This window comes from Streptomyces purpurascens (assembly GCF_045040895.1).
In the GTDB taxonomy this organism is placed as follows: domain Bacteria; phylum Actinomycetota; class Actinomycetes; order Streptomycetales; family Streptomycetaceae; genus Streptomyces; species Streptomyces purpurascens.
Window position 1 is genome coordinate 8,886,894 of the sequence record NZ_CP108341.1, and the last position, 24,506, is coordinate 8,911,399.

Annotated in this window: 23 protein-coding genes and 2 pseudogenes; 20 read left to right on the plus strand and 5 right to left on the minus strand. The window is 70.0% G+C overall.

What is annotated here, in order from left to right:
* Window positions 1-40: 40 nt before the first annotated feature.
* Both OHU35_RS40300 and OHU35_RS40305 read right to left on the minus strand, forming a co-directional pair.
* Window positions 41-916, minus strand: a complete 876-nt coding sequence (locus tag OHU35_RS40300) for an alpha/beta hydrolase (RefSeq protein ID WP_359892294.1) — start codon at window positions 914-916, stop codon at window positions 41-43.
* Window positions 917-937: 21 nt separating this feature from the next.
* The gene (locus OHU35_RS40305; RefSeq protein WP_189727471.1) at window positions 938-1,639 is read right to left on the minus strand and encodes an SDR family oxidoreductase; all 702 of its coding nucleotides are present in this window, start codon (window positions 1,637-1,639) and stop codon (window positions 938-940) included.
* Window positions 1,640-2,159: 520 nt separating this feature from the next.
* On the opposite strand from OHU35_RS40305, the gene OHU35_RS40310 reads away from it, so the two are divergent.
* The 3 genes from OHU35_RS40310 (at window position 2,160) to OHU35_RS40320 (ending at window position 5,220) form a co-directional block, all read left to right on the plus strand.
* Entirely contained in the window at window positions 2,160-3,284 is a 1,125-nt protein-coding gene (locus OHU35_RS40310) for a 4Fe-4S binding protein (RefSeq protein WP_189727470.1), read from the plus strand.
* A complete protein-coding gene (locus tag OHU35_RS40315; RefSeq protein ID WP_405508944.1) occupies window positions 3,281-4,582 on the plus strand; it encodes a DUF3533 domain-containing protein in 1,302 nt (433 codons plus the stop codon). The genes OHU35_RS40310 and OHU35_RS40315 overlap by 4 nt, the downstream gene beginning before the upstream one ends.
* Window positions 4,583-4,650: 68 nt before the next feature.
* Window positions 4,651-5,220 carry a TetR/AcrR family transcriptional regulator gene (locus OHU35_RS40320; protein ID WP_405508946.1) on the plus strand — a complete coding sequence of 190 codons (570 nt, stop codon included), beginning with the start codon at window positions 4,651-4,653 and terminating at the stop codon, window positions 5,218-5,220.
* A gap of 219 nt (window positions 5,221-5,439) precedes the next feature.
* Here OHU35_RS40320 and OHU35_RS40325 read toward each other — a convergent pair whose 3' ends face one another.
* On the minus strand, window positions 5,440-6,156 hold the full coding sequence (locus tag OHU35_RS40325) for a cation transporter (protein WP_405508947.1): 717 nt from the start codon (window positions 6,154-6,156) through the stop codon (window positions 5,440-5,442).
* Window positions 6,153-6,491 (minus strand): metalloregulator ArsR/SmtB family transcription factor, encoded by a 339-nt coding sequence (locus OHU35_RS40330; RefSeq protein WP_359892285.1) that lies wholly within the window; start codon window positions 6,489-6,491, stop codon window positions 6,153-6,155. Before OHU35_RS40330 ends, OHU35_RS40325 begins: the two co-directional genes overlap by 4 nt.
* 964 nt (window positions 6,492-7,455) lie before the next feature.
* Between OHU35_RS40330 and OHU35_RS40335 the strand changes: the two genes are divergently transcribed.
* Window positions 7,456-7,875 (plus strand): hypothetical protein, encoded by a 420-nt coding sequence (locus tag OHU35_RS40335; RefSeq protein ID WP_405508948.1) that lies wholly within the window; start codon window positions 7,456-7,458, stop codon window positions 7,873-7,875.
* A 15-nt stretch (window positions 7,876-7,890) separates the two neighbouring features.
* On the opposite strand, the gene OHU35_RS40340 is transcribed toward OHU35_RS40335, so the two are convergent.
* A complete protein-coding gene (locus tag OHU35_RS40340) occupies window positions 7,891-8,424 on the minus strand; it encodes a hypothetical protein (RefSeq protein WP_405508950.1) in 534 nt (177 codons plus the stop codon).
* Window positions 8,425-8,688: 264 nt separating this feature from the next.
* Here OHU35_RS40340 and OHU35_RS40345 point away from each other — a divergent pair, with 264 nt between their 5' ends.
* The 16 genes and pseudogenes from OHU35_RS40345 to OHU35_RS40420 all read left to right on the plus strand — a co-directional run bounded on the left by OHU35_RS40345 (window position 8,689) and on the right by OHU35_RS40420 (window position 24,470).
* On the plus strand, window positions 8,689-10,530 hold the full coding sequence (locus OHU35_RS40345) for an APC family permease (protein WP_405508952.1): 1,842 nt from the start codon (window positions 8,689-8,691) through the stop codon (window positions 10,528-10,530).
* 259 nt (window positions 10,531-10,789) lie between these two features.
* On the plus strand, window positions 10,790-10,879 hold the full coding sequence (gene kdpF / locus OHU35_RS40350) for a K(+)-transporting ATPase subunit F (RefSeq protein ID WP_189727462.1): 90 nt from the start codon (window positions 10,790-10,792) through the stop codon (window positions 10,877-10,879).
* A gap of 8 nt (window positions 10,880-10,887) precedes the next feature.
* Window positions 10,888-12,552 carry a potassium-transporting ATPase subunit KdpA gene (kdpA, locus tag OHU35_RS40355; RefSeq protein WP_189727461.1) on the plus strand — a complete coding sequence of 555 codons (1,665 nt, stop codon included), beginning with the start codon at window positions 10,888-10,890 and terminating at the stop codon, window positions 12,550-12,552.
* Entirely contained in the window at window positions 12,549-14,672 is a 2,124-nt protein-coding gene (gene kdpB / locus OHU35_RS40360) for a potassium-transporting ATPase subunit KdpB (protein ID WP_359892277.1), read from the plus strand. The genes kdpA and kdpB overlap by 4 nt, the downstream gene beginning before the upstream one ends.
* Before the next feature lie 6 nt (window positions 14,673-14,678).
* Window positions 14,679-15,314: a potassium-transporting ATPase subunit C gene (locus tag OHU35_RS40365; RefSeq protein WP_189727459.1), complete on the plus strand. Its 636-nt coding sequence runs from the start codon at window positions 14,679-14,681 to the stop codon at window positions 15,312-15,314.
* An 88-nt stretch (window positions 15,315-15,402) separates the two neighbouring features.
* Window positions 15,403-16,086: a response regulator gene (locus OHU35_RS40370; RefSeq protein ID WP_405508955.1), complete on the plus strand. Its 684-nt coding sequence runs from the start codon at window positions 15,403-15,405 to the stop codon at window positions 16,084-16,086.
* Window positions 16,087-16,088: 2 nt separating this feature from the next.
* The gene (locus OHU35_RS40375) at window positions 16,089-18,650 is read left to right on the plus strand and encodes a DUF4118 domain-containing protein (RefSeq protein WP_405508957.1); all 2,562 of its coding nucleotides are present in this window, start codon (window positions 16,089-16,091) and stop codon (window positions 18,648-18,650) included.
* A gap of 184 nt (window positions 18,651-18,834) precedes the next feature.
* Window positions 18,835-18,981 (plus strand): hypothetical protein, encoded by a 147-nt coding sequence (locus tag OHU35_RS40380; protein ID WP_229873201.1) that lies wholly within the window; start codon window positions 18,835-18,837, stop codon window positions 18,979-18,981.
* Window positions 18,982-19,007: 26 nt separating this feature from the next.
* The gene (locus tag OHU35_RS40385) at window positions 19,008-19,166 is read left to right on the plus strand and encodes a hypothetical protein (RefSeq protein WP_229873200.1); all 159 of its coding nucleotides are present in this window, start codon (window positions 19,008-19,010) and stop codon (window positions 19,164-19,166) included.
* Window positions 19,163-19,505: pseudogene (locus tag OHU35_RS40390) on the plus strand (DUF317 domain-containing protein); the annotation flags it as partial. The gene OHU35_RS40385 and the pseudogene OHU35_RS40390, both read left to right, overlap by 4 nt.
* A gap of 148 nt (window positions 19,506-19,653) precedes the next feature.
* Entirely contained in the window at window positions 19,654-20,169 is a 516-nt protein-coding gene (locus tag OHU35_RS40395) for an AAA family ATPase (RefSeq protein WP_189727456.1), read from the plus strand.
* A gap of 564 nt (window positions 20,170-20,733) precedes the next feature.
* Window positions 20,734-21,096: a MarR family winged helix-turn-helix transcriptional regulator gene (locus OHU35_RS40400; protein ID WP_014173936.1), complete on the plus strand. Its 363-nt coding sequence runs from the start codon at window positions 20,734-20,736 to the stop codon at window positions 21,094-21,096.
* Entirely contained in the window at window positions 21,093-22,526 is a 1,434-nt protein-coding gene (locus OHU35_RS40405) for an MFS transporter (protein WP_189727455.1), read from the plus strand. The genes OHU35_RS40400 and OHU35_RS40405 overlap by 4 nt, the downstream gene beginning before the upstream one ends.
* Window positions 22,504-22,677: pseudogene (locus OHU35_RS40410) on the plus strand (DUF1330 domain-containing protein); the annotation flags it as partial. The gene OHU35_RS40405 and the pseudogene OHU35_RS40410, both read left to right, overlap by 23 nt.
* Window positions 22,678-22,956: 279 nt before the next feature.
* Window positions 22,957-23,844, plus strand: coding sequence for a carboxylating nicotinate-nucleotide diphosphorylase (nadC, locus tag OHU35_RS40415; RefSeq protein WP_405508960.1), 888 nt, complete (start codon window positions 22,957-22,959; stop codon window positions 23,842-23,844).
* Window positions 23,832-24,470, plus strand: coding sequence for a PhzF family phenazine biosynthesis protein (locus tag OHU35_RS40420; protein WP_189727453.1), 639 nt, complete (start codon window positions 23,832-23,834; stop codon window positions 24,468-24,470). The genes nadC and OHU35_RS40420 overlap by 13 nt, the downstream gene beginning before the upstream one ends.
* Window positions 24,471-24,506: the final 36 nt, after the last annotated feature.

Below are 24,506 nucleotides of genomic sequence, written 5' to 3' on the forward strand. Positions count from 1 at the left end.
CCGCTGCCGCCGGGCCGGTAGACATCCGGTCTCGGGACGCTTACGCCACCGCGTTCAGCAAGTCGGCCAGCACGTCGGGCCGTTCCAGGGCGATGAAGTGGCCGGCCTTCGGCACCTGCGTGAAGTCGGCGGCAGGCAGCAGCTGCTTGTTGGCCTCCCGGTCCGAGGGCCGGGACCAGTCCTTCTCCCCGTAGACGAGGTGGATGGGAGCCTTGACCTCGGGGTAGCGCGAGCGGGCCGCGATGAGGCTGGGCAGGTTCTGGTACACGCCCCGGGCGACGGTCGGGTAGCCGGGGCGGGCGCCCACCTGGAGCAGCTCGTCCACGTAGTCCGCGCGCAGCGCGCTCTTGTCGCCCAGGCCGCCCTGCAGGATCTTGCTGAGGGCGGGCTTGGGCTCCACCCCGGCGATCACCGGGCCCACCCCGGGCGTGAGGACACCGCTGATGACCACGCGGGCGAGGAGGCTGGAGCGGGCGATCCCGCCGCGGAAGTCGTAGGTGTTGACCGCGACGACGCGCCGTACCCGCTCCGGAAGATCGGCCGCGGTGGTCAGGGCGAGCACCGCCCCCATGGACTCCCCGGCCAACGTCACGTCGTGCAGGTCGAGTTCGGTGAGGAGCCGCTCGACGCCCGCGCGCATGGCCGGCTCGTCGTACGACGCCCCGGGCACGATCTCGGAGTAGCCCATCCCCGGCAGGTCGAGGGCGTACACGGTGTACCGCTCCGCGATCAACGGGATGAGGAGGCGGAAGTGCTCCGCCTGGGTGCGCACGGTGTGCAGCAGGACCAGCGGAGCGCCGCTGCCCGCCTTGAGGTAGCGCAGCGTTCCCTCGCGTCTGTGTCCCGCGCGCGGGGCGATGGTGTGGCTGGTGGTCCCCGGGATGTGAATCGTGGGACGCGGTTGCTGGCTGGGCATCTCGCAGTCTCCCTTCCTGTCCTACTCGGCCAGCTGGGCGTACAGCCCGGCCAGGTCGCCGGCCAGGCCCGCCTTGACCTGGCGCGTGATGTCGTCGGCGAGCACCTCGTACGCGCCCGACTCGACCCCGTCGAGGGCGAGGGCGGCGACGTCACGCGGGTCGGACTTGGGTGCGTCGACGTCCGCCGCCAAATCCGTGTCGACGTAACCGACGTGCAGTCCGGTGACGGCGATGCCGCGCGGCTGAAGCTCCAGGCGCAGGGAGTTGGTCTGCGACCACAGGGCGGCCTTGGAGGCGCTGTAGGAGCCGCCGAGGGCCAGCCAGGAGAGCACGGAGTGCACGTTGAGGATGTGGCCGCCGCCGTTGCGCTCGATGACCGGCACGAAGGCCCGGGCGAGAAGCAGCGGGCCGTAGAAGTTGGTCTCGAACTCCCTGCGTACGTCGTCGACCGGAGAGTCGAGGAAGGAGGCACCGACCGCGGCACCCGCGTTGTTGATCAGCACGGTGACATCCTGCGCCTGTGCGGCGGCCGCCGCCACCGAGGCCGGGTCGGTGACCTCCAGCGCCACCGGGACCGCGTCGGGGTGCGTCACGCTGCGCGGGTCGCGGGCCGTGGCATAGACCTTGGCGGCACCGCGCGCGTACAGCTCTTCCACCAGCGCCTTGCCGATGCCCCGGCTGCCGCCGGTGACGAAGACGTTTGCGCCCTTCAAAGCGGTCATGACTGCCTCCACAAGAATCAGAAACCGATCGGTTTCCATTACGGTAAACCGATCGGTTTCCAGGCGCAAGGTCATCGGAGGGAGTAGTCGCGTTGGGTTCCCGAGGGCGAGAGCGGTCGGCGGCGCGGTCGGCGCGAGAGCCTTCCCGGGCGGCAGGCGCAGGCGGGTCGGCGCGGACGTGCGAGGAAGGGTGTGTCGGCCTCTGGGTGGCCGGAAGGGGCGGGTGATCCGGCACCCGTCATGGGGGAGCGCGCCGCGGGCAGCGGGCCGGGCGGGTTCGGTTCCGCGTCCGACCTCGAGGTTGTCGCGCTGTCGCTCTGGCGAACGGCCCACGGCCCGGCTCCGTGGTGTTGTCCGGGAGCGGGTCGTCGGAGCTCGCGTACTCACAGGAGGGCGGTCCGCGACTCGGGCCGGCAACGCGGGCTTGCGCGTGGAAACCGATCAGTTTACGGTGATGAAACTGATCGGTTTCTCGTCGTGCAGGCGGGCGAGTTCCGGACCCGAGTCACGAGGAGCACGGATGACTGCCGCGCGCGACGCCGAGGGACAACTGCCGAGTCCCAGGCTTCCGGCGAAGCTGACCGCCCACCCGTCGGTACAGGCCGTACTCGCCCGGCGCAGAGCCGGTGACGCGGCACGCCCGCCGGCGGTGATCGACGCGGCCTGGCTGCGCGAACTGTGCCTGGCGGCCGGTGCGGACGACGCGGCCGCGGTGAGTCTGGACCACCCCGACCTGGCCGGCGAGCGCGAGTACGCGCAGTCCGCGCTGCCCGGCACCCGCACCCTGATCGCGATGGCGGTCCGGATGAACCGCGACAACTGCCGCTCCCCGGCCCGCAGCGTGGCCAACCAGGAGTTCCACCAGGCCGACGAACAGGCCAACCACGCCGCGCGCAACGTCACCCAGGCGCTCCAGGACGCCGGCTACCGCGCACTCAATCCGTCGGTCGGCTTCCCCCAGGAGATGGACCACTTCCCCAGTGAGCGGATCTGGGTGGTGGCGCACAAGACGGTCGCGGTGGCCGCCGGGCTCGGCGTGATGGGTCTGCACCGCAACGTCATCCACCCGAAATTCGGCAGCTTCGTCCTGCTGGTCACCGTGCTGGTGGACGCGGAGGTGAGCGAGTACGGGCAGGCGCTGGACTACAACCCCTGTATCGACTGCAAGTTGTGCGTCGCGGCCTGCCCGGTCGGAGCCATCGCCAAGGACGGCGCCTTCGACGCGCTGGCCTGCACCACGCACAACTACCGCGAGTTCATGAGCGGGTTCACCGACTGGGCGCAGACCGTGGCCGACAGCGAGGACGCCGCCGACTACCGCTCCCGGGTCACCGATTCCGAGAACGCCTCCATGTGGCAGAGCCTGAGCTCACCCCCCGGCTACAAGTCCGGCTACTGCCTTGCCGTCTGCCCCGCCGGCGAGGACGTCCTGGGCCCCTACCTGGACGACCGCAAGTCGTTCATGGACACCGTGCTGCGCCCGCTCCAGGACAAGAGGGAAACGCTCTACGTCCTGCCGGGCTCTCACGCGCGGGAGTACGCCCAACGCCGTTTTCCCCACAAGCCCGTCAAGGAAGTCACCGGCGGCTGGCAGCCCCCGGCGAAGCGTTCCGCGTCCACCGAGCAAGAGCAACGTACGTCATGAGTAGCAGCATCCACCCCTTCCGCGTCCTGCGCGCGAAACCCCTGTGGATCGCCAACGGCGTCATCACGGGCGTACTCGCGCTCCTGTTCGCCGTGTTCTACGTCGGCGCCAACATCGATCCGGTCGATCACATGACCAAGCTGCCCGTCGGCCTGGTCAACGCCGACAAGGGAGCCGCCGTCGACGGAAAGCAGGTCGACCTGGGAGCTCGGATCACCGAGTCGATCAAGAAGTCCACCGCGAGCGGAGACAAGATCGACTGGCAGGTGATGGGGGAGAAGGACATGAAGGAGCAACTCGGTGAGGGCAAGCTGTACGGCGCGCTCGTCGTCCCCGCCGACTTCACCTCCTCCATCACCGCGCTGACCGGCACCACGACCACCGGGGCCCCGGCCCGCCCGACGCTGACGGTGCTGACCAATCAGTCCGCCGGCAGTCTGGGCTCCGGCCTGGCTCGGACGGCGACGACCCAGGCGGCCGAGAACGCCTCGCTCCAGATGGGCAAGGAACTGACCACGGGGAACGGCGCGCGGCAGGCGAAGCTGCCCGGCGCGGCACGTGTCCTGCTCGCCGACCCGGCCGCCGTCACGGTCGAGGACGGCCATCCCCTCGACTCGCACAGCGGCCTGGGCCTGACGGCGTTCTACTACGCACTCACCCTCGTGGTCGTCGGCATGCTCTCCGCCAACGTCATCAGCGGCCAGGTCGACCACGCCCTCGGCTACACCCACAACGACATGGGCCCCCTGCGCCTGCACCGCCCCCTGATCCGGGCGACCCGGGTGCAGACCCTCGCCATCAGCAGCACCCTCATGGTGGGACTGTCCCTGCTGATGGGCACCCTGGTCATGGGGGGCGCGGTCGGCGTCATGGGTATGGACGCCTCTCACCTGCCGCTGCTGTGGCTGTATTCGGTGTGCGCCATCGCGGTCTGCGGGATCGGCGCGCTCACCCTTCTCGCGGTCTTCGGCACCCCCGGCATGCTGGTGGTCACGCTGGTCTTCATCGGGATGGCGGTGCCGACGTCCGGGGCCACCACCCCCATCGAGGCGCTACCCGGCTTCTACCGCTTCCTCGCGGAGTTCGAGCCGCTGCGGCAGATCACCGGGGGCATCCGCTCGATCCTTTACTACGACGCCCAGGGTGACGCGGGGCTGACCCGGGGCTGGGTCATGATGGCAGCCGGCCTCGTGGCGGCAGCACTGTTCGGTTTCGGCGTACTGGGGTGGTACGACCGCAAGGGGCTGCACCGTATCCCGGTGGAGGCGGCGCCCGAAAAGACGGCGGCCCCGGCATAGCGCAGACCACACGCCATCCTGGAAACCGATCGGTTTTCATTTGCTTCCCTTTGGGTTAACCTCGCGGTATGACCACCGAAGTGAAACAAAGCCCCAGGGAGCGGCTGCTGGAGGCGGCGGCCACGCTGTCCTACCGCGACGGCGTCGGTATCGGCGTCGAGGCGCTTTGTAAGGCGGCGGGAGTGTCGAAGCGCTCCATGTACCAGCTGTTCCAGAGCAAGGACGAACTGCTGGCGGCGAGTCTGGAGCGGCGCACTTCCGTCTACGTGGCGGCACTCCTTCCCGCGGCGGACGACGACCGTTCACCCCGGGAGCGGATTCTGCATGTCTTCGAGCAGGTGGAATCGCAGTCGGGCGCGCCCGAGTTCTACGGCTGCCCCTTCCTGGCCGCGCAGATCGAGCTCAAGGACCAGAACCACCCCGCGAGCCGGGTCGCCCACCAGGTCAAGGAGAACCTGACCGCCTTCTTCCGCGCCGAGGCCGAGCAGGGCGGAGCGAACGATCCCGGTCTGCTGGCCCGGCAGCTCAGCCTGGTCTTCGACGGTGCCAGCGCCCGCGCGGGCATCGGCGCGGACAGCCTCACGGGGCTCGTCGCACCCACGGTGACCACCCTGCTCGACGCGGCGCGCATGCGCTGACGCATCACCCCTCCGGGACGCTTCCCTACCGGCCCGCGTTCGGGGGGAGCCCCAGGGCCGCAAGAGTGTCGCCGAGCATGCCGCAGGCGAAGAAACTCGCGGTCCGGCCGGCGTCGGCACCCAGCGACAGGTGCACGGTCTCCCAGATCCTCACCCAGCCGACTCGGACGAGCTCACCGATCAGGTCATCGCCTCGCCGTGCACTGCCCTCTCCACCTGTCAGCAGCAGTCGCAGCCGGCCCGGCAGCCACACGCATCCGTCCCGGTCGCGCTCGCACCGGCGCCGCCCGGCGCAGTGGTGTTCGGTGCGCAGCAGCCCTTGCCCTGCCATGCGTCACGGCCCTCCTTGACGGCGATGGCGGCGATGACCAGGGCGGCGATCGGGTCGGCCCACGACCAGCCGAGGGTGGCGTTGAGGACCAGGCCCACCAGCAGGACCGCCGAGAGGTAGGTGCACAGCAGGGTCTGCTTGGAGTCCGCCACCGCGGAGGCGGAGCCGAGCTCGCGTCCTGCCCTGCGCTGGGCGGCGGACAGGAAAGGCATCACGGCCAGGGACAGGGCCGCGAGCGCGATGCCGGGGACGGACCCTTCGGCCTCGCCGGTGCCTGTCAGGGCCCGCACGGCGTCGAAACCGACATAGGCGGCCAAGGCGAAGAAGGAGACCGCGATGATCCGCAGCGTGGTCTTCTCCCGCGCCTCGCGCACCGCGTGCTCGGACGCGGAGAATTGCCAGGCGACCGCTGTCGCGGAGGAGACCTCGATGACCGAATCCAGACCGAAGCCGATCAGGGCGGTGGAGGAAGCGAGGGTGCCGGCCGTGATCGCGACAACGGCCTCGATGATGTTGTAGGTGATGGTCGCGGCGACCAGGAGTCGTATCCGCCGGGCCAGGTGGTCGCGGCGGGCGGGGGCCGGGCCGAGGGACATCGCGGTCATCGGCAGCAGTCCTTGGTCTCGGCGTCCGCGCAGGTGCGGTCGGTTTCCACGGCGAGCACGGCGGTCCGCAGGTCGTCCAGCGCATGCCCCAGCCGCTCGTCCGCCAGCTCGTAACGCGTCCGCCGCCCCACGGGGACGGCCACGACCAGGCCGCAGTCCCGCAGGCATGCCAGATGGTTCGACAGCCGGGTGCGCGAAATCTCCAGCAGGTCGGCCAGCGCGGCCGGGTGGGCCGGCTCCTCGCGCAGGGTCAGCAGGATGCGGCAGCGGATCGGGTCGGCCAGCGCCCGGCCGAAGCGGGTCAGGGCGTCGAGGTCGGTGGCGAGACTCAGCATGGGGCAGGATGGTACAGCAGATCCTGAATTCAGGAATCTCTGAACAATGTGGAGGCGGAGCACGCTTGACCTTCGAGCCAGGTCGAAGGTCTACGGTCGGCCGTATGAGCACGATGCGCATCTCCCGGCTGGCCGAGCGCACCGGTGGTTGGAAAGGCTTCCATCCCATCAAGGAGGCGTCAGCAGAGGGTAGTTGTGAGGTGGTCGGTCATAGCCGCTCGACGACCGGCGGACCGATGCTCGCTCGAAGGACATCATGCGGTTCCGCACGGTGTCCGGGCCCGATCTGACCACCCGGAACGACGCCCACCTCGCTTGGCAACGCGACCGTCCGCATGCGGACTTGTGGCCGTACTTCCGTCGCTACGAGTCCGCCGCCATGCCCTGGACGTGCGGCCTCCGGCCCCATCGCCCGTGCCGGTCTCGCAGGGCGGCCAGGGTTGCCTGGGCAGTCGTCGGGTCGGGCTGTGCCATCGGGTTGACCTCTCTGTAGGTGACTGTCTGCCGGGTGTGGGTTGAGAGACGGGACCGGGGCCCATCCGCTCGCGCCAGGCGCTGGCGACGGCCCGTCTCACCCCACACGCACCCTCGGCCGCCGCTTCCTGGCCGGTTCCGCCACGCCCAGGAGGGACGGTGCGGGAATGCGCCACCGGCGGGCGAAGGTCGCCACGACCGTGGCCAGGGTGACCAGTGTCAGAACCGTCCCTACGCCGCGCATACCGTCCCCCTGGGGCTTCGAAGGAGCCGCCGTGGCTCCCCGCCGACCAGACTTCCCGGCACACCGCCCGCACCCTGTCCGGACCAGGGACGTCAAGACGGTGTCAAAGTCCCCGGCGAGGGCGCCAAGAAAGCGCTAACGGACGCCCCGCTCCGTCCCCGGAGGCGCACCGTAGGGAGAACCACCCCGCCTCCCGAGGGAGTTGAACCCGGGAGTGGAACCAGTGAGCGGAGCGCGTCGGCGGCGATGAGTGACGTACGGTCCGGACGGCTGAAGGTCATCACGGTCACCGACGCGGCCCACCTGGCGCGCATCCACCGGACGGCGGGCCTCGCCCAGTCGGCCAACTCGGCGGACACCGTGGTCGACCACGTCCGGGGAGAACTCGTCGAGCTGCTCGGACTGCGCGCCTGCCGCTTCGAGTACGGGACGCTGATGGGGCGGCCACCACGCCTGATCGAGGACGGGAGCGTGACCGGAGCGCGCGGGTGGGCGCGTGACGACGTCGAGTTGCGGGCGTACGGCAATGGCCGCTACCTCGGCCGGTTCCTGCTCACGCCGGGCCCTGGCCCGGTACCACCGTTCCAGGCCCGGCTCGTCGCGGTGACACTGGCCGACCAGACGGGCGCGGCGCTGGACACGGCGGGGCCGGTCGGGCAGGGCTGACGGCGGAGCGTCACCTCACTCCAGGCCAGAGGCGCTGAAGACGGCGCGGGCGGTCTCGCCGTCGATCCGCCGGGAGAGGCGGCGCAACGCGGTTGCTCCACAGAGCAGCATGCCGTCGGCCGTCGCCTTTCGCGCGCCCGCCTCCACCAGCAGCCACAGCCGAGGGTTCCTCAGGAGGACGTCGGGGTCGATCTCCGCCCGGCCGCCGACCGAGTCCCGCAGCACGAGCCGCTGGGACACACCCCCGAGGCAGCGGACCGACACCAGCAGATCGGTATGGACGCGGTGTTCGCGCAGCAGGCCGCGCGAGGCGAGCCAGCCCTTGCCGGCGGAGACCCGGGCGGGATACAGCACGATGAAGAGCAGCAGCCCCAAGGCGAGCCACAGAGCACTCCGCCAGGGTGTGAGGCGGCCGGAGCCCCAGTCCATGAGCATCAGCAGGGCCAGCAGCACGCCTGCGGAGCGGACCGAGTCCCGTACGTCCCGCGCCCAGCGGAGATCGTGTGCCACGGCGTGGCGCTGTTCGAGCGTGTCGTTGCGGGGTGCCATGGCCGCGACCTTAGGGAGCCGGGGAACCGTCGCACCGCACCTTTGACGGGACCCTGATGGGATGCTGACGGGCCCTGTCACGCGGCTCACACCACCCGTCAGGGCCTCGTCAAATTCGGGCCGTTCGGCGCGAAGAAACCGCAAGGACCGGTCGGCCGTGGCCGGAATCGGACACACGCTTGGTGCACCTCGCGCGCGTCGGCTCACGCGCATGCCAGCCCGGTCGGCCATACGCGCGGTCGAACGAAGAAGGAGCACGCACCGATGTCCGTCCTGACCGTCCTGCCGGGTGCGACCCCCGCCGGCGAAGAGCCCCCCGATACCGGCGAACGCCACCGGCTGACCGCCGTCACGGGCCTCGCCGCCCTGTCCCTGGACGCGATGGCGTCGGTGGCCTACGGCCCCGAGGCGATCGTCCTCGTGCTGGCCGCCGCAGGGGCACACGGCCTTGGATTCACCCTCCCGGTGACACTCGCCATCGCCGGCCTGCTGGCGGTACTGGTCGCCTCGTACCGGCAGGTCATCGCGGCCTTCCCGGACGGCGGCGGCTCGTACGCGGTCGCCAAGGCCCATCTGGGAGCGCGCACGAGCCTGGTGGCCGCCGCCTCGCTGGTCCTGGACTACGTCCTGAACGTGGCCGTCGCGGTCACGGCGGGCGTGGCGGCGCTGACCAGCGCCTTCCCGGCCCTCTACGGCGACAGGCTGGTCCTCTGCCTGGTGGTGCTGGCGCTGATCACGGCGGTGAACCTGCGCGGCATCGTGGAGTCGGCGAAGGTGTTCATCGTGCCGACCGTCGTCTTCGTCGGCTCCATCGTCGTACTGATCGCGGTCGGGCTGTTCCGGTCCGGGCCGGTGAGCACCGCCACCGCCGCCGGGCACGCCTCGGTCCTGGCCGACAACGCGACCACCGTGGGCGCGCTGCTCCTGCTGAAAGCGTTCGCCTCCGGCTGCTCCGCCCTCACCGGCGTCGAGGCCATCGCCAACGCCGTCCCGTCCTTCCGCGTCCCGCGCGTCAACCGCGCCCAGCGCGCGGAAGTCGCCCTGGGTGCCGTCCTCGGCGTGATGCTGATCGGCTTGTCGGTGCTGATCTCCCGCTTCCACCTCCAGCCGGTCGAGGGCGTCACCGTCCTCGCCCAGCTCGCGGACGCCTCGTTCGGCCACAACTGGGCCTTCTACGTCATCCAGTTCGCGACGATGATCTTGCTGGCCCTGTCCGCGAACACCTCCTTCGGCGGCCTCCCGGTCCTGCTGAAGCTGCTGGCCCGGGACAACTACCTGCCCCACGTGTTCGCCCTGAAGGCCGACCGGCAGGTCCACCGGCACGGCGTGCTGGCCCTGGCCGTCGTCTCGGCCGCGCTGCTGGTGTTCTCCGGCGGCGACACCAACACGCTCGTGCCGCTGTTCGCGATCGGGGTGTTCGTCGGGTTCACCATCGCGCAGGTGGGGATGGTCCGGCACTGGCGTATCGAGCGCGGGCCGGGACGGCGGGGCAAGGCCCTGCTCAACGGCCTCGGCGGGCTGCTGACCGGTGTCTCGGCCGTCGTCGTCACCGCGACCAAGTTCGAGGAAGGCGCCTGGCTGGTCGTGGTGGCGCTACCGCTGCTCGTGGCGGCGTTCGTCGCCGTGCACCGCGCCTACAGCCGCATCGGCGAGAGGCTGGCCCTGGGCCGTATCCCCGAGACACCGCACCGCGACCGCTCGCTGGTGATCGTGCCCGTCTCGTCACTCTCCCGCCTGACGTCCGAGGCCCTGACCGCCGCGGCCTCACTGGGTGACGAGGTGCGCGCGGTCACCGTCTGCTATCCGGATCCCGAGGACCGGACCCAGATGCACGCCCTGGAGCGTTCCTGGGCGGAATGGGACCCCGGAGTGCCACTGGTCGGGCTGGTGAGCGAGCGCCGCAGCCTGGGCCGCCCCATTGCCGCATACGTCCGTGAGGCGGCGGCGGAGGAGCCGGCCACCCGGATCACCGTCCTGATCCCGGAGACGGAGCCCGAGCGGCTCTGGCAGCGGCTGCTGCAGAACCAGCGGGGCGCAGTCGTCGCCCATGCCGTGCGGCGTGAGACGGACGCGGTGATCTGCCGGCTGCGCTTCCGGCTGCTGTGAGCGTGACTCTCGATACGGCTGCGAACGGCGTTCCCGACAGTCGGGAACGGAGGCGTCAAGGTCCCGTCAAAGCTGTCGGTGTCGCCGTAAGAGGGCCGTCAACGGACGACCGGATCCGGCCACAGACGCGCTTTCCTCGATACGTCCGTACTTCCCGAACCTCACTCCAGGAGTTCGCGATGGCCGATCTGGCCTTCGTCCTCACCACGATCGCGGGTTTCGCGCTGGTGGCTCTCGTCGCCAAGGGGGTGACGAAGCTGTGACCCTCGAGAACATCGTCGGCCTGGTCGTGGCCGTCACCCTGCTGGGTTACCTCGTCCTCGCCCTGCTCTTCCCGGAGAGGTTCTGAGACACGTCATGGGTCCCGTACTCGCCGGCGTGCTCCAACTGCTGGCCCTCATAGCGGCGCTCGCGCTCGCCTACGTCCCCCTCGGCAACTACATGGCCAAGGTCTACTCCTCCGACAAGCACTGGCGGGTCGAGAAGTGGATCTACAAGGGCATCGGTGCCAACCCCGACACCGAGATGCGCTGGCCCGCCTACCTGCGCGGTGTCCTCGCCTTCTCCGTCGCCGGTGTGCTGTTCCTGTACCTGTTGCAGCGGCTCCAGGGCGTCCTGCCCGGCTCGCTGGGCTTCTCCTCGATCGACCCGGACCAGGCGTTCAACACGGCCGCGTCCTTCGTGACCAACACCAACTGGCAGTCGTACTACGGCGAGCAGGCCATGGGGCACGTCGTGCAGACCGCCGGTCTGGCCGTGCAGAACTTCGTCTCCGCCGCCGTCGGCATGGCCGTCGCGGTGGCGCTGGTGCGGGGCTTCGCGCGCTCGCGCACCGGTGAGCTCGGGAACTTCTGGTCCGACCTGGTGCGCGGCACCCTGCGGATCCTGCTGCCGCTGTCCGTGGTCGCCGCGGTCGTGCTGGTGGCCTGCGGCGTGATCCAGAACTTCTCCGGCATCCACGAGGTCGGCCAGTTCATGGGCGGGCAGCAGCAATGGAACGGCGGCGCGGTCGCCTCGCAGGAGGCCATCAAGGAGATCGGTACCAACGGTGGCGGCTACTTCAACGCCAATTCCGCCCACCCCTTCGAGAACCCCACCCCGTTCAGCAACCTCTTCGAGATCTTCCTGATCCTGGTGATCCCGTTCGCGCTGACCCGCACCTTCGGGGTCATGGTCGGCTCGGTGAAGCAGGGGTACGCCATCCTCGCCACGATGTTCACCATCTGGCTGGGCTTCGTCGCCCTGATGATGTGGACCGAGTTCGCCCACCACGGCCCGGCACTCCAGGCCGCGGGCGGGGCGTACGAGGGCAAGGAGGTCCGCTTCGGCGTCGGCGCCTCCTCGATCTTCGCGGTCTCCACGACCCTGACCTCGACCGGCGCGGTGGACTCCTTCCACTCCTCCTTCACCGGACTCGGCGGCGGCATCACCATGCTCGGCATGATGCTGGGTGAGATCGCGCCCGGCGGTGTGGGCTCCGGCCTCTACGGCATGCTGATCATGGCGGTCATCGCGGTGTTCATCGCCGGCCTGATGGTCGGCCGGACGCCCGAGTACCTGGGCAAGAAGATCGGCACGCGCGAGATCAAGCTGGCCGCCTGCTACATCCTGGTCACCCCGGCACTCGTCCTGGTGTTCACAGCGGCGGCGATGGCCCTGCCGACGCCCGCGAACTCGATGACCAACAGCGGGGCGCACGGATTCTCCGAGATCCTGTACGCCTACACGTCCGCCTCGAACAACAACGGCTCGGCCTTCGCCGGCCTGAACGCGGACACGCAGTGGTTCAACAGCACGCTCGGCATCGCGATGCTGCTCGGCCGGTTCGTGCCGATGGTGTTCGTGCTGGCGCTGGCCGGCTCGCTCGCCGAGCAGAAGCCGGTGCCGGTCACGGCGGGCACACTGCGCACGGAGAAGCCGCTGTTCACCGGTCTGCTGGTGGGCGCGATCCTGATCATCACCGGTCTGACGTACTTCCCGGCGCTCGCGCTGGGTCCGCTGGCCGAGGGGCTGGCGTCATGACCACCGACGTAAAGAAGCAGGACCCCATGTCCACTCCCACTCTCGCGCCCCACCAGGACGCGCCCACCGGACACAAGGCCCCCGAGGGCCGTGTCGGGGCAGGCCTCTTCGACCCGAAGCAGCTGGTCAAGTCCCTGCCGGACGCCTTCCGCAAGCTCGACCCGCGGGTGATGGTCAAGTCGCCCGTGATGTTCGTGGTCCTCGTCGGCTCGGTGCTGACCACCCTCTTCTCGCTGAAGGACCCGGGCGACTGGTTCGGCTGGACGATCAGCGCCTGGCTGTGGCTGACCGTGATCTTCGCCAACCTGGCGGAGGCCGTCGCCGAGGGCCGGGGCAAGGCCCAGGCCGACACCTTGCGCAAGGCCAAGACCGACACGGTGGCCCGCCGGCTCGTGGGCGAGCACGAGGAGCAGGTGCCCGGCACGGAGCTGAAGATCGGTGACCTGGTGGTCTGCGAGGCCGGCGACATCATCCCGGGTGACGGTGATGTGGTCGAGGGCGTCGCGTCGGTCGACGAGTCGGCCATCACCGGCGAGTCCGCCCCGGTCATCCGCGAGTCCGGCGGCGACCGTTCGGCGGTCACCGGCGGTACCAAGGTCCTTTCCGACCGGATCGTCATCCGGATCACGACGAAGCCCGGCGAGACCTTCATCGACCGGATGATCAACCTGGTCGAGGGCGCTGCCCGGCAGAAGACGCCCAACGAGATCGCGCTGAACATCCTGCTCGCCTCGCTCACGATCGTCTTCCTGCTCGCCGTGGCCACGCTGCCGCCCTTCGCGGACTACGCGGGCACGCACCTCACGATGGTCGTGCTGGTGGCACTGCTGGTCTGTCTCATCCCGACCACGATCGGCGCACTGCTCTCCGCGATCGGCATCGCGGGCATGGACCGGCTGGTCCAGCGCAACGTTCTGGCGATGTCCGGACGGGCCGTCGAAGCTGCCGGTGACGTCTCCACGCTGCTGCTCGACAAGACCGGCACCATCACCCTCGGCAACCGGCAGGCCGCCGAGTTCGCACCGGTGTCGGGCGTCGGCGAGGCCGAACTCGCTGACGCGGCACAGTTGTCGTCGCTGGCGGACGAGACACCCGAGGGACGTTCGATCGTCGTCCTCGCGAAGGAGAAGTACGGCCTGCGCGAGCGTCACCAAGGGGAGTTGGCCGGCGCCGAGTGGATCGCGTTCACCGCGCAGACCCGGATGTCGGGCGTGGACGTCGACGGCCGCAAGGTCCGCAAGGGCGCGGCCGGTTCCGTCATCGCCTGGGTCCAGGAGCGCGGCGGCACGGTCGCGGCCGACGCCGACGGGCTCGCCAACACGATCTCCGAGGCGGGTGGCACGCCGCTGCTGGTCGCCGTGGAGGACTCCGACGGTGCCCGGGTCCTGGGCGTCATCCACCTCAAGGACGTCGTCAAGCACGGCATGCGGGAGCGGTTCGAGGAGCTGCGCCGCATGGGCATCAAGACGGTCATGATCACGGGCGACAACCCGCTGACCGCGAAGGCGATCGCCGAGGAGGCGGGCGTCGACGACTTCCTCGCCGAGGCCACCCCCGAGGACAAGATGGCCCTCATCAAGCGCGAGCAGGCGGGCGGCAAACTGGTCGCCATGACCGGTGACGGCACCAACGACGCCCCCGCCCTCGCCCAGGCGGACGTCGGCGTCGCGATGAACACCGGCACGTCGGCCGCCAAGGAGGCCGGCAACATGGTCGACCTCGACTCCAACCCCACCAAGCTCATCGAGATCGTCGAGATCGGCAAGCAACTCCTCATCACCCGGGGCGCGTTGACGACGTTCTCGATCGCCAACGACGTCGCGAAGTACTTCGCGATCATCCCGGCGCTGTTCGCGGCGGTCTACCCGGGCCTGGACAAGCTCAACATCATGGGCCTGTCCTCACCGGACTCCGCGATCCTGTCGGCGGTGATCTTCAACGCTCTGATCATCATCGCGCTGGTGCCGCTCTCGCTGAAGGGCGTGCAGTACCGGCCCGTCAGCGCGGACAAGCTGCTGCGCCGCAACCTCACCATCTACGGCATCGGAGGGCTGATCGCGCCGTTCATCGGCATCAAGCTCATCGACCTGCTCATCTCTCTGATCCCAGGGATCGGGTGAAGGATCATGAACAACTCGGTTACGAACACTGCCCGGTTGCTCGGAGCGGGCCTGCGTGCCCTCCTCGTGCTGACCCTGGTGACCGGCGTCATCTACCCGCTGGTCGTCACGGGCATCGCGCAGGGGCTGTTCAACGGCAAAGCGAACGGCTCGGAGATCAAGGACGACACGGGCAAGGTCGTCGGCTCGTCGCTGATCGGCCAACAGGGTTACGGCCTGGACTACTTCCAGCCGCGGCCTGCCAACGGCCTGGGTGAGAACTCGGTCAACACCCAGTACAAGCTGATCCTGTCCGGCGCCACCAACCGCTCCGCCGACAACCCCGAGCTGATCAAGTGGGTGAAGGAGGCCAAGGCCAAGGTCGTCAAGGACAACTCCACGGCGGACTACAAGGTCGATCCGGCCCAGGTCCCCGCGGACGCCGTCACCTCCTCCGCCTCCGGCCTCGACCCGAACATCTCCCAGCAGTACGCGGACATCCAGGCCCACCGAGTCGCCGAGAAGAACGGCCTGCCCGTCGCCCAGGTGCAGAAGCTGGTCGACGAGCACACCGAGGGCCGCACCCTCGGCTTCATGGGCGAGCCCCGGGTGAACGTCCTGGAACTCAACATCGCCCTCAAGGGCCTCCTGGCCAAGAGCTGATGGCATTACCCACTCCACAGGGAGTCGGCGGTCCGGGAAGCAGCCCGTTCCGCCGGCTCCCGCTCGTACGACACGAAAGGCATCACCCATGACACGGGTGCTGGTGGTGGAGGACGATCCGCAGCTCGTACGCGCCCTCATCATCAATCTCCAGGCACGCCGGTACGGGATCGACGCGGCCCCGGACGGTGCCACCGCGCTCCGGCTCGCCGCGGCGCGGCAGCCCGACGTGGTCCTGCTCGACCTCGGGCTGCCCGACATGGACGGCGTCGACGTCATCAAGGCCCTGCGCGGCTGGACCCGGGTGCCGATCCTCGTACTCTCCGCCCGCCAGGCGTCCGAAGAGAAGGTCGCCGCGCTCGACGTCGGCGCCGACGACTACATCACCAAGCCGTTCAGCATGAACGAACTGCTCGCCAGGCTGCGGGCCGCCGTCCGCCGCACCGAGGAAGCCACGCCCGGACCAGGGACCACGCTCTTCGAGACGGCCGGGTTCACCATCGACCTGCTGGCCAGGAAGGTGAACAAGGCCGGCCACGACGTACGCCTCACGCCCACCGAGTGGCATCTGCTGGAGATCCTGGTCACCAATCCGGGGCGGCTGGTCACGCAGAAGCAGCTGCTCCAGGAGGTCTGGGGCGTCTCCCAGAGCAGCAAGACCAACTACCTGCGGGTCTACATGGCCCAGCTGCGGCGCAAACTGGAAGCAGATCCCGCCCACCCCCGCTATCTCATCACCGAGCCCGGAATGGGCTACCGCTTCGAAGGATGAACATGGCACGCGGCAAGCTCCGGATCTACCTCGGCGCGGCCCCCGGCGTCGGCAAGACCTACGCCATGCTGTCCGAGGCGCACCGCCGCGTGGAGCGGGGCACCGACTGCGTGGTCGCCTACGTCGAGCACCACCACCGGCCGCGCACCGAGGTGATGCTGCACGGTCTGGAGCAGATCGAGCGCAGGGAGCTGGAGTACCGGGGCACCGTCTTCACCGAGATGGACGTGGACGCGGTCCTCACCCGCCGCCCCGAGGTGGCGCTCGTGGACGAACTCGCCCACACCAACGTCCCCGGCTCCCGCAACGGCAAGCGCTGGCAGGACGTGGAGGAACTGCTGGCCGCCGGGATCAACGTCGTCTCCACGGTGAACATCCAGCACCTGGAGTCCCTCGGCGACATCGTCGAGTCCATCACGGGCGTACGGCAGCGGGAGACCGTCCCGGACGAGGTCGTACGGCGGGCCGACCAGATCGAACTGGTCGACATGTCCCCGGAAGCGCTGCGCCGACGGATGGCACACGGCAACATCTACAAGCCCGACAAGGTCGACGCGGCCCTGTCGAACTACTTCAGGCCCGGCAATCTGACGGCCCTGCGCGAGCTGGCGCTGCTGTGGGTGGCCGACCGGGTCGACGCGTATCTGACCGAGTACCGCAGCGAGCACCGGGTGTCGGCGATCTGGGGTTCACGCGAGCGGATCGTGGTGGGGCTGACCGGCGGTCCGGAAGGCCGGACACTGATCCGCCGGGCCGCGCGGCTCGCGGAGAAGGGCGCCGGCGGTGAGGTGCACGCCGTGTACATCTCCCGCAGCGACGGCTTGACCGCGGCCTCCCCGAAGGAACTCACTGTCCAGCGCACCCTCGTCGAGGACCTCGGGGGCAGCTTCCACCAGGTCGTCGGCGACGACGTACCGGACGCCCTGCTGGACTTCTCCCGAGGGGTCAACGCCACCCAGATCGTCCTGGGCGTCTCCCGCCGCAAGAGCTGGCAGTACGTCTTCGGCCCGGGCGTCGGCGCCACGGTCGCCCGTGACTCCGGGCCCGACCTCGACGTCCACCTCATCACCCACGACGAGGCGGGCAAGGGGCGCGGACTCCCCGTCAACCGGGGCGCCCGGCTGGGCCGGTCCCGCCTGATCTCGGGCTGGCTGACCGGCCTCGGCGGCCCCCTGCTGCTGACCTGGCTGCTGAGCGGCGTCTTCCCGGACGTCGGGCTCGCCAACGACATGCTGCTGTTCCTGACGATGACGGTGGCGGCAGCCCTGCTGGGCGGGCTTCTCCCGGCGCTGGCGTCGGCGGCGACCGGCTCCCTGCTCCTGAACTGGTACTTCACCCCACCGGTCGACACCCTCACCATCGACGACCCGAAGAACATCGTCGCCATCGCGATCTTCGTCGGCGTCGCGGTGGCCGTCGCCTCCGTCGTCGACCTCGCCGCCCGCCGCACCCACCAGGCCGCCCGCCTGAGGGCGGAGTCGGAGATTCTCTCCTTCCTGGCAGGAAACGTGCTGCGCGGCGAGACCAGCCTCGAAGCACTCCTGGAGCGGGTCCGTGAGACCTTCAGCATGGAATCGGCGGCGCTGCTGGAGCGCGAGAGCGACGTGACGCCCTGGACCTGCGCGGGAAGCGTGGGCCCTCATCCCTGCGCCACCCCCGAGGATGCGGACGTGGACGTACCGGTCGGCGACCACATGGCACTGGCGCTCATCGGACGGGTACCGCCCGCCGAGGACCGCCGGGTCCTCGCCGCCTTCGCCGCCCAGGCCGCCGTGGTCCTGGACCGTCAGCGCCTCCAGCACGAGGCCGCTCACGCCAAGGAACTCGCGGAGGCCAACCGCATCCGTACCGCCTTGCTCGCCGCCGTCAGCCACGACCTGCGCACGCCGCTCGCCGGAATCAAGGCATCGGTCACCTCCCTTCGCTCGGACGACGTCGAATGGTCCGAGGAGGACCAGGCAGAGCTGCTGGCAGCCATAGAGGAGGGCGCCGACCGCCTCGACCTCCTCGTGGGCAACCTCCTCGACATGTCCCGCCTCCAGACCGGCACCGTCACGCCGATGATCCGCGAGACCGACGTGGACGAGGTGATCCCGATGGTCCTCGGTGGCGTACCCGAGGGCAGTGTCGAACTGGACATCCCGGAGACGCTGCCGATGGTCGCCGTCGACCGGGGCCTCATGGAGCGGTCCGTCGCCAACATCGTCGAGAACGCGGTGAAGTACAGCCCCGCGGACACCCCGGTCCTGGTCTCGGCGAGCGCCCTGGCGAACCGCGTGGAAGTACGGGTCGTCGACCGCGGGCCAGGTGTCCCCGACGAGGCCAAGGACGGCATCTTCGAACCCTTCCAGCGCTACGGCGACGCCCCACGAGGCGCCGGTGTGGGGCTGGGCCTGGCGGTCGCCCGCGGCTTCGCCGAGGCCATCGGCGGGACCCTGCACGCCGAGGACACCCCGGGCGGCGGCCTCACGATGGTGCTGAGCCTGCCCCGGGCGGCTGATCCTCGGCCACCGTCGGAACCGGATGTGCCGATGACGGCTGCTTCCTGGGTACATGGGCCGTGAAGAGGGCGCGCTGCGGCGCCGCAGCGCGCCGTACGGGCCCGCTGCCAGCTACCACGACCTCGGAGGCGACTACTTCGTCCAGCGAACCGGCCGAGCGCGGCAGACTCGGCGCCCCGTCAGCCAGCTCAACATGCTCGGCTATCAAGTGCCCCTCCAACCAGTGGAACCAGTCTGACCTGCGCGGGTGGACGCGGCCGCCGGGGAAGGTGGGCGGTGTGCGGCACGGCGGGCCGGCAGCGGGGCCGCGGGCATCCGCATGCTCTACCCGGACGCCTCCGGCCCCCTCACCGCACGGCACATCAACCAGCCCTTCGCCGCCCACACCCCGTAACCGCGCCAGGTGCAGTGGATGGAGCCGTGACACCGGCGGCCGACTCCTCCTGCCCCCCAGACGGCGACCTGTTCACCGCCCGGGCCGGGTTCTACATCGTCACCGGTCGCACCACCGCCGAGGTCACCGAACGCCTCGACACCGCCGCCGACGCGATCACCGTCACCACAAGGACGGACCGTTGAACCCTCAGCCCGATCCGCTCCGCGACACCGATGGCGATGTCTACGTCCTCCCGCGCCACCTTGCCGCCACCACCGGAACCGGCGACCCTGCCCTCGCCCCGCTACTCGACCTCGGCTGGGAACCTCCGGTGCGACGAGGACTCCAACCTGTACGTGGGCGCCCCAGACCGGCGCGTACGCCTGGGCCATCTCCCTGAAGGCGAAGACAACGGGCTCTGGCGCATCAACGCCTGCAACGACTCCCTCGGCCCGCCAGCGTGAGGCGGCTGCTTCAACGACCGCATCTCCACCGAGTTCGTGACCGCGTTCACCACCGCCCTTGCCACGGCGTACGAGCAGGAAAACAGGACTGGGAGGCCGAGCAGACCGGTCGCCCCGGCTCTCGGCGCGCCGCTGGACGGCAGCCTGCTGCACCGCCGCAGGATGTGCGAACCAGGCGGCCGAAATGGGATTGAGCGCCCCCGACTGCCGCCAATAGGTTCAGCTCGTGAAAAACATCGATGTGCTCGTCCTGCACGGATCGCCGGGCGCCGGGAAGACGACCCTGGCGCGGGCCGTCTCGGAAATCCTGCGGGAGGCCGATCTGGTCCACGGGGTGATCGACCTGGATGAGATCTCGCTGGTGCATCCCGACCAGGGCCGTTCCTTCGCGCGCGAGAACCTCAAGGCCATCTGGCCCCGCTACGCTGCGGTCCCCGGTCTCAGACTCCTGCTGCCAAGCGTCATCGCGGACGAGGAGGAACTGGTGCTCCTGCGCGACGCTCTCCCCGGCGCGAACCTCGCCGTGTGCGAGCTGACCGCGCCTGAGACCGTCCTGAAGGAGCGGGTCACGGCGCGTGAGCCGAACGAGTTCTGGCGGGAGGGCCTGCGCGGCTGGGTCGACGTTTACCACGCGCGGAACGATCTCGACAAGATCCGGGACTTCCTCGTCTCCACGCACGAAAGGTCGGAGGAGGACGCGGCTCGAGAGGTCATCGAAAAGGTCGGTTGGCTCGCCGCATGACACGCCGCCGGGTGAGGGTGACGCGTTCAGCGCCCCGCACTCCGGTCCTCGGCTCTCCCGCCGCAGGGGCACCGCCGAGCTAGGGTCCGTCTTCAAACGGATCTTGCCCAAAGCAGGCACGAGGCCAGGGAGACCGCTGCTTCATAGAGCGACTCTGTCGGGAATCTTGAGGTTCGGGGTCATTTACCCTGCCTCCACCACAGAGGCCGGGGCAGTCCTCGTTTGTCGAGGTACTACTAAAACGCCGTGGGCGGGCGCGCGGGCCGCCATTCTATCGCCGGGCACTGAGACGGCCATGGCCCACCACGGGCCAAGGGTGCTGGACTAGCACTTCCTGGTCGACGGGCGCGGCAGGTTCCGGCGCGCACCGAGCGCGATGGCCGGCCGCCGTCGCGGGTGCGGATCTAGGCCGCCCGCGCCAGTCACCATTTCCATAACCTATGAATATAAAAATGCTATGCTTCGAGTGTGAGTCGTCAAGACACCGCTCCTGGCGCGTCCGCCGACATCGGGGCAGTCCTCTACGGCCTGGCCACCAGGGCCGCGAGACGCCTGCCCCGGGACATGAGCCTGACGTCCGCCGCCACCCTGGCCACCCTGGACCGGACCGGCCCGCGGCGCATCACCGATCTGGCCGCGGTCGAGGGCGTCACCCAGCCCGCGATGACCGCCCTGGTCCGGGTGATGGAGGAGTCCGGCCTGGTCGAGCGGCGGGGCGACGCGTCCGACAAGCGGGTCACGCTGGTGTGCCTGACCGAGGCCGGCGCCTCCTATGTCCGGACGCGGCGCCAGGCGGGCGTCCACGCGTTCGAGCGGTTAATCGGCGAGCTCACCGGCGACGAGGTCGAGGCGCTGGTGGCGGCCCTTCCGGCGCTGAAGCATCTGGCAGAGCTCGAAAGCCAGGACCGCGAAGGGCCGAAGCAGTGACCGGGCAGCCGGTCGGCGGGGCCACGGTGAAGGCGTTCCCGGCGGCGCGTTCCGAGGCGCGGCTGCTGGTCCCCGCCCTGATGTTCATCGCTCTGGTCGTGGCGGCGGTCGCCAGCCTCGGGGCGCCGCTCATCACCAGCGTGGCGACCTCGTTCCACGTCTCGCTCGGCAGCGCGCAGTGGACGCTGACCGTCGCGCTGCTCAGCGGCGCCGTCGCCACGCCGGTCCTGGGCCGGCTCGGAGCCGGCCCGCACCGGCGGGCCACGATCCTCGCCACGCTGGCGGTCGTCGTCGCCGGCAGCGCGCTCACCGTGCTGCCGCTGCCGTTCGCGTGGCTGCTGGCCGGCAGGGCGGCCCAGGGCGTCGGGCTCGGGCTGACGGCGCTGATGATGGGCGTGGCCAGGGACCACCTCCCCGAGGAGCGCAGCGCGGCCGTGATCGCCCTGATCTCGGTGGTCTCGATCATCGGGGCCGGCGTCGGCTACCCGCTGGCCGCACTGCTCGCCGAGTTCGGCGGGGTACGGGCCGCCTACGGCCTCGGCCTGGTCGTCACCGCCGCCGCCCTCCTGACCGCGTGGCGCTCCATGCCCGAAGCCCCCGAAGGCCGCTCCGCCCACGTGGACGTGGCAGGCGCGGTCGTCCTGGCCGCTGCGCTGCTCCTGGTGCTGTTCCTCGCCGGCGAACGGAATCTGTGGAGCCGGCACCTCGCCGTGGCGGCGGGCCTCGCCGTCGTCGCGGTGGTGCTGCTCTGCGTCTGCGCCGTCATCGAGCTGCGCAGCACGACGCCCCTGGTCGATGTGCGGGCGGTGCGGCACCCGGCGGTCGCCGGGGCGAACCTCGCCATGTTCGTCGGCGGGATCGGCATGTACCTCCTGCTCACGCTCATCACCCGGTACGCGCAGACGCCGCATGGCGCCGGCTACGGCTTCGGGCTGACGACCTTCGTCGCGGGGCTGGTCCTCATCCCGTTCTCGGTGCTGGGGTTCATCGCCGGCAAGCTCACGCCGCGGGTCCGGACGCGGATCACCGACCCCCTGCTCCTGGCCGGCAGCGCCGTCGTGGTCGGCGGCGGGTTCGCCCTGTTCGCGGCGGCCCGGTCGGACCTGGCCGAACTCTTCGTGGCGATGGGCGTGCTCGGCTTCGGCGTCGGTGGCTTCTCGGCCGCGATGCCCGGCGTCATCTTGGCCGTCACCCCCAAGAGCGAGACGTCGAGCGCCATGAGCTTCAACTACGTCGTCCGCAGCGTCGGATACTCCCTGGGCAGCGCCATCGGCGGCCTGATCCTCGCCGCGGGCACCGACCCCGGCCACCTCTTCCCCGACGACAACGCCTACACCACCGCGGCGCTGGTCGGCATCGGCGCCATGGCGATCACGACGCTGACAAGCCTCGCTCTCGCGCGCCGACGGCGGTCGGGTCGTGGCGTATGACGCCGGAATCGCCGAGCGCACCGTCCTGGTCGAGTTCGACAGCATCGAGCAGGCCGTCGCGGCGCGCGAGAGTCCGGCCTACCAGGAGGCGCTGGTCGCCCTCTCCGACGGCGTCGAGCGCGACTTCCGCATCGTCGAAGGCATCGACTGACCGAGGTCCAGTCGGATCTTCACTGAAGGCTCGCAGAGCTCCATAAGGTTCGACTCGCCGAGGTGCTGTGCAACGGCAGCTACACCCTCACCCCGCTCGGCCACGACGCCCGCGAGGCCGGCGTTATGTCACCGAGTGGTCGCAGCGGTGGGCTGCCGAGCTTGCCGACGCCCCGCCCACTGCCGCCGAGGGTGCCAGCGCAACCGGTTCTGACAGCGGTCCGCGCGGGGGACACCTCAGATTTTCGGCCCTTAACCACAGGACTGGAGACCACGGACCATGACAAAGTTCCCCTCACAGGCGGCGCGAACCGCCGTCGCCGCTGCCCTGGCCGAGGATGAGTCGGGCCAGGACATCACCACCGCGTGGAGCGTTCCCGAAGGCATGGCGGCCGTGGCCGAGATCCGCGCCCGGCAATGCGGCATCGCCGGCGGTCTCCCCGTGGTCGCCGAGGTCTTCGCCCAGGTCGACCCCGAGGTCACAGTGGAAGCGCTCGTCCCCGACGGCGCCCGGCTGACCGGCGACGATGTCCTGGTGCGCCTGTCCGGCTCGGCGCGCAGCCTGATTACCGGGGAGCGTACGGCGCTGAACTTCCTGCAGCGCATGTGCGGCATCGCGACGCTCACCGACCGCTACGTCCAGGCCGTGGCCGGGACCGAGGCGCGCATCCTGGACACCCGCAAGACGGCGCCGGGCCTGCGCGCCCTGGACAAGTACGCGGTGACCGTCGGCGGCGGCCGCAACCACCGGCTCAACCTCGCGGCGTTGGTGCTGCTCAAGGAGAACCACATCGCCGCGGCAGGCGGCGTGACCACCGCGATCGACGCGGTCCGGCGCGGGATGGCGCGCACCGGGCAGAAGGTGGAGACCGATGTGGAGGTGCAGACCGTGGCGCAGGCCGTTGAGGCCCTCGATGCCGGGGCCCGCTGGATCATGCTCGACAACATGCCGGTGGCCGACATCGAAATGGTCGTGAAAATCCGGGCCGAGCGTGCCGACGCCTCCCGGATCCTGCTGGAAGCCTCGGGCACCGTCCGTCTGGACAGCGTCCGCGCCATCGCCGAGACGGGAGTCGACCTCATCTCGGTCGGCGCGTTGACGCACAGCGCGCCCGCGCTGGACCTGACGATGCTGCTGACGACCGACCCGGTGCCATGCCCGAGGTAGTGGTCATCGACGCGTGTCAGCGGCAGGGCCGGGGCGGCAGCCCGACCGCTGTTCTCGACGAAGCGTCGTTCACCGACGAGGAGCGATGCCGCATTCCCGGGGAACTGGGCACTTCGCACGCCGTCTTCATCCGTGCCACCGGAGTTGAGCGCGGCCGTCCCTCGTACTCGCTCCGGTTCTTCACCGCCGAAGGCGAACTGCCTGCCTGCGGCCACGGCACCGTCGCGGCCCTGGCGCTGCTCGCCATACGCGAAGGCGGCAGCGACCACCACGCCGTGCTGTGTACGACGAGCCGCAGCTTCGAAGGCTGGGCCATCCGAAACCGCGACAGCGTGACAGCGTCGTTCGACCCGGGCCCGGTGAAGCAGCACGTCGCCCAGGCACCCGAGCTAAGGGCGGTCACAGCCGGCCTCGGCCTGGCTGACGAAGCAGTCGTCGGCAACGCCTGCGTGGCCTCGAATGGGCGGCCGAGGCTTCTCCTGCCAGTCCGAACGCGCGCCGCGTCGTGCTGGCCGGCTGGTACCGCACCAATAGCTACCTGGCCAATGGACTCCTCCTGGAAGAGGAACTCTGGGGCGCCAGCTTCCCGGGCCGGTGACCGCACTCCGCACATGCTCGGCCGTTGACCAGTGTTCCGGGACAGCTTTTCGGACGGGCTGGAA

What these genes read in the sequence shown, in the direction of transcription:
- OHU35_RS40300 (WP_359892294.1), bottom strand. Translation starts at nt 916, where the DNA reads ATGCCCAGCCAGCAACCGCGTCCCACGATTCACATCCCGGGGACCACC.
- OHU35_RS40305 (WP_189727471.1), bottom strand. Translation starts at nt 1,639, where the DNA reads ATGACCGCTTTGAAGGGCGCAAACGTCTTCGTCACCGGCGGCAGCCGG.
- OHU35_RS40310 (WP_189727470.1), top strand. Translation starts at nt 2,160, where the DNA reads ATGACTGCCGCGCGCGACGCCGAGGGACAACTGCCGAGTCCCAGGCTT.
- OHU35_RS40315 (WP_405508944.1), top strand. Translation starts at nt 3,281, where the DNA reads ATGAGTAGCAGCATCCACCCCTTCCGCGTCCTGCGCGCGAAACCCCTG.
- OHU35_RS40320 (WP_405508946.1), top strand. Translation starts at nt 4,651, where the DNA reads ATGACCACCGAAGTGAAACAAAGCCCCAGGGAGCGGCTGCTGGAGGCG.
- OHU35_RS40325 (WP_405508947.1), bottom strand. Translation starts at nt 6,156, where the DNA reads ATGACCGCGATGTCCCTCGGCCCGGCCCCCGCCCGCCGCGACCACCTG.
- OHU35_RS40330 (WP_359892285.1), bottom strand. Translation starts at nt 6,491, where the DNA reads ATGCTGAGTCTCGCCACCGACCTCGACGCCCTGACCCGCTTCGGCCGG.
- OHU35_RS40335 (WP_405508948.1), top strand. Translation starts at nt 7,456, where the DNA reads ATGAGTGACGTACGGTCCGGACGGCTGAAGGTCATCACGGTCACCGAC.
- OHU35_RS40340 (WP_405508950.1), bottom strand. Translation starts at nt 8,424, where the DNA reads ATGGCACCCCGCAACGACACGCTCGAACAGCGCCACGCCGTGGCACAC.
- OHU35_RS40345 (WP_405508952.1), top strand. Translation starts at nt 8,689, where the DNA reads ATGTCCGTCCTGACCGTCCTGCCGGGTGCGACCCCCGCCGGCGAAGAG.
- kdpA (WP_189727461.1), top strand. Translation starts at nt 10,888, where the DNA reads ATGGGTCCCGTACTCGCCGGCGTGCTCCAACTGCTGGCCCTCATAGCG.
- kdpB (WP_359892277.1), top strand. Translation starts at nt 12,549, where the DNA reads ATGACCACCGACGTAAAGAAGCAGGACCCCATGTCCACTCCCACTCTC.
- OHU35_RS40365 (WP_189727459.1), top strand. Translation starts at nt 14,679, where the DNA reads ATGAACAACTCGGTTACGAACACTGCCCGGTTGCTCGGAGCGGGCCTG.
- OHU35_RS40370 (WP_405508955.1), top strand. Translation starts at nt 15,403, where the DNA reads ATGACACGGGTGCTGGTGGTGGAGGACGATCCGCAGCTCGTACGCGCC.
- OHU35_RS40375 (WP_405508957.1), top strand. Translation starts at nt 16,089, where the DNA reads ATGGCACGCGGCAAGCTCCGGATCTACCTCGGCGCGGCCCCCGGCGTC.
- OHU35_RS40400 (WP_014173936.1), top strand. Translation starts at nt 20,734, where the DNA reads ATGAGCCTGACGTCCGCCGCCACCCTGGCCACCCTGGACCGGACCGGC.
- nadC (WP_405508960.1), top strand. Translation starts at nt 22,957, where the DNA reads ATGACAAAGTTCCCCTCACAGGCGGCGCGAACCGCCGTCGCCGCTGCC.
- OHU35_RS40420 (WP_189727453.1), top strand. Translation starts at nt 23,832, where the DNA reads ATGCCCGAGGTAGTGGTCATCGACGCGTGTCAGCGGCAGGGCCGGGGC.